The organism is Alkalibacterium sp. s-m-28 (assembly GCF_054658175.1).
Genome location: NZ_BAAGIQ010000438.1, coordinates 1 through 255, shown reverse-complemented (window position 1 = coordinate 255; position 255 = coordinate 1). Strand labels below are relative to the sequence as shown.

Below are 255 nucleotides of genomic sequence, written 5' to 3'. Positions count from 1 at the left end.
CGTTGGATATAAACGCCGTCAAGAAGCTCAAAAGAAAGCAACAGAAACAATGTTTGATTTACTAAATGCTCTACCTTTAAACCGTTTAAAGGCAAACACGATTCTCTTTGATAGCTGGTTTGGTCACACTGCAGTCATTAAGCAAGTTGTAACAGACTATCCCTTACAGGTCATCTGCATGATCAAACCCATGCGTGCAACCTACGGCTATCAAGGACAGCGCTATACCCTTAAAGAGCTCTATGCCCATTTGAA

1 pseudogene is annotated in these 255 nt (G+C 41.6%); it reads left to right on the top strand.

The window, feature by feature from the left end:
• Positions 1-255, top strand: a pseudogene (locus ACYQ4S_RS12910) (hypothetical protein); the annotation flags it as partial.